5 protein-coding genes are annotated in these 7,907 nt (G+C 64.9%); 1 reads left to right on the top strand and 4 read right to left on the bottom strand.

The window, feature by feature from the left end; translation table 11 throughout:
• Window positions 1-50: 50 nt before the first annotated feature.
• The 4 genes from ACFVWR_RS06195 to ACFVWR_RS06180 form a co-directional block, all read right to left on the bottom strand.
• Window positions 51-1,391 carry an ABC transporter substrate-binding protein gene (locus ACFVWR_RS06195; protein WP_387209110.1) on the bottom strand — a complete coding sequence of 447 codons (1,341 nt, stop codon included), beginning with the start codon at window positions 1,389-1,391 and terminating at the stop codon, window positions 51-53.
• A gap of 215 nt (window positions 1,392-1,606) precedes the next feature.
• Window positions 1,607-2,440: a carbohydrate ABC transporter permease gene (locus ACFVWR_RS06190; protein WP_387209108.1), complete on the bottom strand. Its 834-nt coding sequence runs from the start codon at window positions 2,438-2,440 to the stop codon at window positions 1,607-1,609.
• Window positions 2,437-3,342, bottom strand: a complete 906-nt coding sequence (locus ACFVWR_RS06185) for a carbohydrate ABC transporter permease (RefSeq protein WP_387209106.1) — start codon at window positions 3,340-3,342, stop codon at window positions 2,437-2,439. The genes ACFVWR_RS06190 and ACFVWR_RS06185 overlap by 4 nt, the downstream gene beginning before the upstream one ends.
• 178 nt (window positions 3,343-3,520) lie before the next feature.
• Window positions 3,521-6,703, bottom strand: coding sequence for a family 78 glycoside hydrolase catalytic domain (locus ACFVWR_RS06180; protein WP_387209104.1), 3,183 nt, complete (start codon window positions 6,701-6,703; stop codon window positions 3,521-3,523).
• A 197-nt stretch (window positions 6,704-6,900) separates the two neighbouring features.
• On the opposite strand from ACFVWR_RS06180, the gene ACFVWR_RS06175 reads away from it, so the two are divergent.
• Window positions 6,901-7,905 carry a LacI family DNA-binding transcriptional regulator gene (locus tag ACFVWR_RS06175; RefSeq protein ID WP_387209102.1) on the top strand — a complete coding sequence of 335 codons (1,005 nt, stop codon included), beginning with the start codon at window positions 6,901-6,903 and terminating at the stop codon, window positions 7,903-7,905.
• The last annotated feature ends 2 nt before the right edge of the window (window positions 7,906-7,907 follow it).

Here is a 7,907-nt window from a genome sequence, read left to right as displayed (position 1 = left end):
CGATAGACGTGGCCCGCCGGCGTTGAGCGGGCGCTAGCCGTGCGCTCCTGCTACTTCGCCCAGGGCTCCGTCCACTTGGCCTGCGTGGCCTGCTCCTTCGCCCAGGCGATCCCGTAGTCGTTGAGCTTGGTGAGCTCGTCTTTGAGGGAGGTGGTGCCGAGTAGGTAGCCTTCGTACTTGTTCTGAGCGGCGAGCGCCGCCGGCGCACGGAACAGTCCGCCGTTCTGCCCGCCGAGCGAGACATCCGCCCAGGTTCCGCTGTTCATCGCTTCGAGCCCCTTGGGCGCCGTCACTCCGGTGATCGCGGGAATGCCGCCGGTCTTGTCGAGCCACGTCTGCACCTTCGGGCTCGAGACATACTGCAGGAAAGTGATCGCGGCATCGCGCTGCTTTCCCTTGATGTATGACGGGATCATGTACGCGGTTCCGCCGTTGTTGACCCCGAACTGGGCCGACTTTCCCGTAGCGACACTGGAGTCGCTCGTGGAGACCTTCGGGAACGGCACCGTGCCGTACTTGAAGCCCGCCGTCGCGAGTCCTGACGAGGCGAAGTTCGTGCCCCAGGCCATCCCGGCTTTGCCGCCGGTGAAGTCCGTGCCACCGGTGAAGGCGCCCTGCGACTGGATGCCGGACCAGTTCGGCGTCGCGCAGTTGTCGTAGAACTTCTTGAGCGTGGTCAACGTCGCGGCGAACCCAGGGTCCGTCGTCGGGTTGACCTCGCCGGTCAGGTACGCGTGGGCCACGCTCTTCACGGTGACGGGCGTGCTGGTGCCGGGATTGCCGTCCGCGCTGAACTGGTTGGCCTTCTCGGTTTCGGCGGAGAGGAGCATCGACGACAGCGCGGTGACCGCCCAGCCCGCGGGCAGGTTGCCGCTGTCCGTGGCGAGCGGCGCGTATCCAGCGTCCTTGATCTTGGCGCACGCCTTGGTGAACCCGTCGAAGGTCGACAGGCTCGCGACGTCGACGTGCGCCTTGGCGAGCACGCTCTTGTTGTAGTAGATGCCGACGGATACCAGGTTGAACGGGATCGACTCGTAGTTCCCCGCCGCGTTCGCGCCGAGGCGGTCAGCACCGCCGAAGTACTTCGCGTTGAAGTCGTCTATCCAGGCTTTTCCCGACGAAGAGAACGCGTTCTTCTCTTTCAGTGCACTGTCGAGCGAGACGACCTGTTCCGGCGTGTGCGTCGTTTGGTTGAAGATCAGCTCCGGGGCGGTGCCTGCCGTCAGTTGTGCCGCAGAGGATTGCGCCCACGAACTGAGCGGAAGCACGTTGGTCTTCAGAGTGATGTCGGGATTGTCCTTCTCGAAGCTGGCGACCAGCTCGTCCCAGGCCGGGCCGAAAGTCTGCGTATCGCTTGTGAACTGGTTGGGCCCGGACAGAGTGATGGTCACTTTGTCTGAGTCGGCTGCCGATGAGCACCCGGCAAGCACAGCGCCGGCTGCCAGCGCCGTAACGGTCGTGACCGCTACTCGCCTCAACCGCTTCGTTCGCAACATCGTCGTTACGTTCATCGTTCCTCGTTCTCTTGGGGTGGTTCGGGATTGTCGGTATATCGTTTCATTCACAGCCCGCAGAAGACCGCATACTGTGCAGCCTTGAGCGCGGATCAATGGGCGCCGGGAACGCCTCCCTGGACGCCGGCGAGGAAGTACTTGGACAGGAAGGTGAACAACAGGATCAGCGGCAGACTCGCGATGAGGTAACCCGCCATCAGCGGACCGTAATCGGTCACGTTCTGACCCTGGAAGAACTGCAGCCCGACCGAGACGGTGCGGAGACTGTTGTCGGAGATCACCAGCAACGGCCAGAAGAAGTCGTTCCACACGCTGCTCACGGTGATGAGGGCGATCGTGCCGAGCACCGGCAACGACAGCGGAAGCATGATCGACCGATACATGCGCGGTCCACCCGCACCGTCGATGCGCGCCGCGTCGAAGATCGTCTGAGGGATTCCTTCCACGAAATTGCGCATCAGGATCGTGCCGAGCACAACGCCGCCAGCAGTGTACGGCACCACCAGGACGACGTAGGTGTTGAGCAGGTTCAAGTCTTTCATGATGATGAAGAGCGGGATGAGATTGGCTAGACCCGGCACCATCATGAGCACCAGGACTGCGCCGTAGACGAACGACCTGCCCGCGAAGCGGTATCGGGCGAGCACGAATCCGGAGATCGACGAGACCACGAGGATCAGCACGATGGAGATCACCGCGACCACGACGGTGGTGGCCAGGTATGGCGCGACCTGGTTCCAGGCCGTCGCGTAGTTCTCGAGATGCAGCGGGAACGAGATCTGCCAGAAGCTGTTCGCGAACTGCTGGTTCGTCTTCGTGGAGGTGACGACCATAAAGAGGTACGGCGCGAGCGAGACGATGGCGAAGACGATCAGGGTGGTCTTCAAGCCGAACTGCCGGGATGTCCGAGGGCGCGTGATACTCACATCGCACCTCCATCTGTGGTCGCCGTGCCGCGTTTTCGCGCTGAGACGACGACGGCGCTGATCGCGATGGTGATAACGAACAGTGTCGTGGACAGAGCCGCGGAGTAGCCCCAGTCGCCGCCTTGGAACGCCACGTTGATCATTCTCAGGATTGGGACCATCGTCGCGTTGTCAGGACCGCCTGCCGTCAATACGTATGCGACGAAGCCGTATTGGAGCGTTCCGACGATCGCGAGGAACACGAGGATCCGCACCTGGCCCGCCATCAGCGGAAGGTCGATGCGCCAGAACCGTGCAACACGACCGACGCCGTCGAGTTGTGCAGCCTCGAGCACCTCAGTCGGGATGTTCTGCAGGCTGGAGTAGAAGATCAGGAACGGCAGGCCTGCGATGAAGGGAAAACCGACGAACAGGAGCGAGAGCAGCGCCGTGCTGTTCTGACCGGTCCAATTCTGCGCGAGTGCGCCGAGGCCGAGCGCTTTGAGCGTCTGGTTGATCACTCCGTCGTTGGGGCTGTAGAAGAAGCCCCAGACCAGGGCTGTGACGACGCCGGGAAACGCCATCGGAAGGATGAGCAGGGTGCGCATCACGAACTGCCAGCGGATGCTCTTGAGCGAAACGAGGAGCTCCGCCGCGAACAGGGGCAGCACCCAGGAGACCACCGCGAACAAGAAGATGAAGCCGAGATTTCTGAACGACGACCACCAGATCGGGTCATTGAACATCGTGACGTAGTTGTCGAATCCGATCGGCGTCGAGACCCCGGCCGGCTGCCAGTGGAAGAACGACCAAAAGATGCCGGACAGCGCGGGGTAGTACGCGAAGTACCCGATGATGAGCGCGAGGGGAAGAAGCGCGAGGTAGAGCTGCCATCGAAACACCCGCTTGCGCGGGGATCGCACGTTTTTCGTCGGCTCCGCAGCCGTTGAGATGTCGCGGTGTGCGGCGTCGAGCGTTACTGCCAAAACCAGTACCTCACCATCGAGTTCTGAACACGAATAGAACGTTTCATTACTTTGCCTTCTCTTTGCTGTCGGGTCAAGCCTATTCGTCTAAATAAATCGATTCATTCGGACCATGTCACCAAGTGCGTGGACGGATGCTGTACCCGACCTCTCCGAGGTGGAATCCCGGCTGGATGCCGTCGCCGCTGGCATACACCGCGAGCGCGTTATCGTTCGGCGCATCGCCCCACGCCAGGCCGACTTCGACCGCAACCACGGCGATTCCGTCCCCGAGGCCCCTCGTGTCGACCGCGACCCGGTTCCAGCCGGCGGGCCAGCCATCCGACGAACCTTCCATCGTCCGTCCGTCTCTGAGCCGAAGCACCAGGATCGGGGTCACGGCGCGCTCCGGTGCCTCGATGCACTGATCGATGAGCGCGTAGACGAACTCGACCCCGTCGAGCGGCAGCGGGTCGCGCAACGTGAGCAGTACCGTCGGTGCCAAGTCGGCCGGTCCGGAGACGGAGCCGACGACCCGGAGAACGGGGTGCGTCGGCTGCTCGTGAGGAACGGGCATGCACGTCAACGTCTGCAGTGGTTCGAGGGTAGGAGCCGCAGGCCCGGGTTGGACCTCCGACGCGTCCAGGAGGGTTCGTGAGCCGACGACATCCGCGGCGACGGGTGCCACCGACACTGAGGACCGATGCACCGCATCCATCGCCGAGGTCGGTGCTGCGGAGACCGGCGTCTCGACCTCGATCACGTGACTGCCCGCTGTCAGGGTCGTGTCCGTGCGGCCTCGCAGCGCAAGCGTTGCTTCGCTGCCGGGGGGAACGGTGATCTCAAGACGCGCCGTCGACGCCTCCCTGGAATATGCAACGACCACCTCCCCGCGGACCGTCTCTGTGCGGAGTTCCAGCCGCGTCACGCCATCGATGAACTGCGGTGCGACCCTGAACGCCGTGTACCCCGGCGCGGTCGGCCGGACTCCGGCGAGGCCCTCCCAGGCCCACGCGGCGAACGGACCGCCGAGCCCGACGTGGTCGAGCGATCCGGTGCCTGTGTTGGCCGGGTCGATCCACCAGCACTCCCAGAATGTTCCTGGGCCCGAGGCCAGCATGGCACCGACTCCGGGTGCCTCCGGCTGGGAGAGGACGTCGTAGACCACTTGCGCCTCGCCGAGCATCGTGAGCGCTCTGACGACACTCCTGGTTGTCGCGAACCCGCTCGACACCCTGTCACCCCGCCCTCGGATGAGCTCGACGAGCCGGTCGCCCGCCTCACGCGCATCCCGGCCGGTCAAGACCCCCGCTTCGATGGCGACGCCATACGAGCCCTGCGAGCCGTTCCCGAACGTTCCGTTCGCCGGGTCGTAGAAGGCGCGACGTGCAGCCGCCCGGAGCTCATCGGCGGTCGCCCGGCGACGCTCGGCTTCGCGATGATCGCCGAGGACCTCTTCGAGCGCCGCGAGCGCCGACAGGCAGTCGATCACCGCTGCCGTGTGATGGATGGCGGGCGGAGTCTGTTCCAGCGCCAGCCAGTCGTGACCGTAGCTGATCGGAGCGCGGGAGATGATGCCGTCTTCGTCCGCGCAGCTGAGTTGAAAGTCCGCCCATCGGCGCAGTGCCGGAAGCGCTCGCCTAGTGAGCCTGATGTCTCCGTAGTGGAGCAGGTGCCCGAGCAGGATGCGATGCAGAGCTGAACCCCACACCGGATCGGACGGCATCCTGGTGGCGTGCAGGTCGGGGGCGACCGCCGGCAGACGCCCGTCCGCGTGCTGGCTGGTTTCGAGATCGGCGATCCACTTGTCGAAGAACGTCGCGCTCTCGAGGGCTGCGAGTTCGAATTCCGCCACAGAGGCGGTGTCCCCTGTCCACGCCGCCTGTTCGCGGGTGGGGCAGTCCTCCGGCACTCCGTGGACGTTGTTCAAGAGCGTCCTCCTGGCCGTGGCCAGCAGCTTGTCGATCACACTGCTGTCCGTGGCGATCGTGCCGGATGCTGCAAGGTCCGTGTGCATCGAGAAGGCAGTGACGGCGATGGCCGCGTCGTCGGGGAGACCCCTGACCTCCAGGTAGCGGAATCCGAAATATGCGAACCAGGCATCGTGCACCTCGCCCTGCTCGCCTGTCGCCACGAATTCAACCACCTGCCGCTCGCGTCCGTGGTCGTACGGCATGGTGAGGTTCGTCGTATCGATGTGATCGTCTGCACCAACGTACTCGCCGTGCTGCACCCGGATGGCCGTGCCTCTGGGCACCCTGTCGAGAAGGGTGATCGACGCCCTCCCTGCAATGTTCACCCCTACATCGAAGATCCGCGCTCCTGGGGGACGCCCGATCTCCGTCGGGATGAACGTCTGCACGGTGCGCAGCGGCGGAGTCGGGTCCGCCGAGACATTCATGGGCGGAGTCGCGGCCGACGCCGGCGCCTCCGCCGCCTCCAGCACGATGGGAGGCGACGGACGGTCGGCTCCGACTACGGACGCAATCGCGTCATGGCGCTCGAGATAGAACGGGGCGTCGACTTCGACCTCCGACGGGCGGATAAGCGAATCCGGACCTGGGGCTGCCCTGAGCACCGAACCGTCGTCGTGCCAGACCATCACTTCGGCAAGCAGCCGCGGCGAGTGCTCCGTTCGCGCCCACTCACCGAGCCCCGCGACGACGTCGAGGGTGTTGTCCCCCACGGCGAGCAGGTCGGTCACGTCGTAGCTCCGGAAGAGTGCTCGCGTGAAGTCCGTGCGCGAGGGGTCCATCCTGTCGGGATTGACCGTGATCCCGTTGATGCGGGCACGGACCACACCCTGTCCCGTCAGGTAGAGTCGCGCTCGCTCGATGGGACGCTCAAGGCGAACCGGCGTGACGACCCAGGCGAGGTGCGGCACAGCGAGCCAGCGCGCGTGCCAGTGCGCGTACTCGAACGGGCCGGTCTCCAGGCTCGATGTCGCCCAGGGCGACCACCGCCCGTCATCGTCGGCAACGCGCACCCGCCACTCGTGTGCGGAATGCGGAGACAGTTCGCTGCCGATGACCGCCTCGGTGGCCGTCGAGTCGACCTCTCCTGAGCCCCACAGTCGTCGACCGTCGGAGTTCAGCACCTCCACCTCATAGCGGCAGGCGCCGCGGGAACCGGGCTCCGGCGCCGTCTTCCAGGTGAGGACGGGGGTCCGCGTCGCCACCGTGGCGACGACCCGTTCGCCTGCCGGCCGCTCCGGGGTCTGACCGTCGGCCGTCAGGCCGTGAGGAGCAGCGAGCGGACGTCGGCCCATGGCGTCCGGGGGGCCGGCGTCTGGTGCGGCAGGCGCGCTAGCGAGACTCATCTTCGGTGTTTCCCCTGCCGATCGGCGCCGTCGTCAGCGCGGTGAACGTGCGGTGAAACGTATCATAGAAATCGTCCCAGCTATGGACGAGAAGGTACGTAAAACCGCGCAGTAGGCCTCCGTAATCGATATGATCATTCGACCGCGCCAGTCAGTCCTCGGCGCGCGCCGCAAGAAAAACGGGAGCGAAAACAGTGGTGAGCATTCGAGATGTCGCGTCGAGGGCGAGCGTGTCCGTCGGCACGGTCTCCAAGTACCTGAACACTCCCCATCGCGTCGCGCCGCAGACGAAGGCTCGGATCAGTAAAGCGATCAAGGATCTCGGCTACATCCGCAACGAGGCAGCCAGGCAACTCCGCGCCGGCGAGAGCAGAACGCTCGGGTTCGTCGCCCTCGAACTCAACAACCCGTTCTTCGGAGACGTTGCGGACGCCATCGAGAGGCGCGCGGCCAAGAGCGGTCTCTTCCTCTTCATCGCGAGCAGCAACGGCGATCCGGAACGGGAGGGCCAGTACATCGAGATGCTGGTGCAGCAGCGCGCGTACGGGATCATCCTCGCCTCGGGGATCACCCGCAAGCGGGAGCTCGATCTGCTGTTCGACCGCCGAATACCCACCGTCCTGGTCGATGCGTACCGGGAGACTGATCGGTTCTCGTCAACGTCGGTAGACGACTTCCTCGGCGCGGAGCGGGCCGTAACGCATCTGATCGAGCAGGGCTGCCGTTCGATCGCCTTCGTCGGAGGCGAAGTGCAGATCCATCAGATCTCAGAGCGCCTCCGTGGCGCGCGCGCCGCCGCCGAAGCGCACCCCGGTGTTCATCTCGACGTGATCCCGACCGTCGAGCGATCAGTGCCCGCGGGGCTCGCCGCAGGCGACCAGATCCTCAGCAGACCTCGACGGCAGTGGCCGGACGGGATCTTCGCCGCGAACGACTCACTCGCTATGGGGATCATGCAGGCGATCACACGCGACTCCGACCTGCGAATCCCGCAGGATATCGCCATCGTCGGCTACGACGATATCGACTTCGCCGCGTCGGCGGCTGTCCCGCTCTCTACGGTCCGCCGGCCCCGCGAGGTGTTCGGAAGGAGCGCGGTTGACCTGGTGAACGACCAGGCGGAGTCGTCGGAGCGGCTTCCTGTGCGCAAGATCGTCATTCAGCCCGATCTCATCGTCCGGCAAAGCTCGAAGCGGGTCTAGCA

This window comes from Leifsonia sp. NPDC058292, from assembly GCF_042880955.1.
Lineage (GTDB): Bacteria > Actinomycetota > Actinomycetes > Actinomycetales > Microbacteriaceae > Leifsonia.
This window is presented reverse-complemented; position numbering and strand designations above follow the sequence as displayed.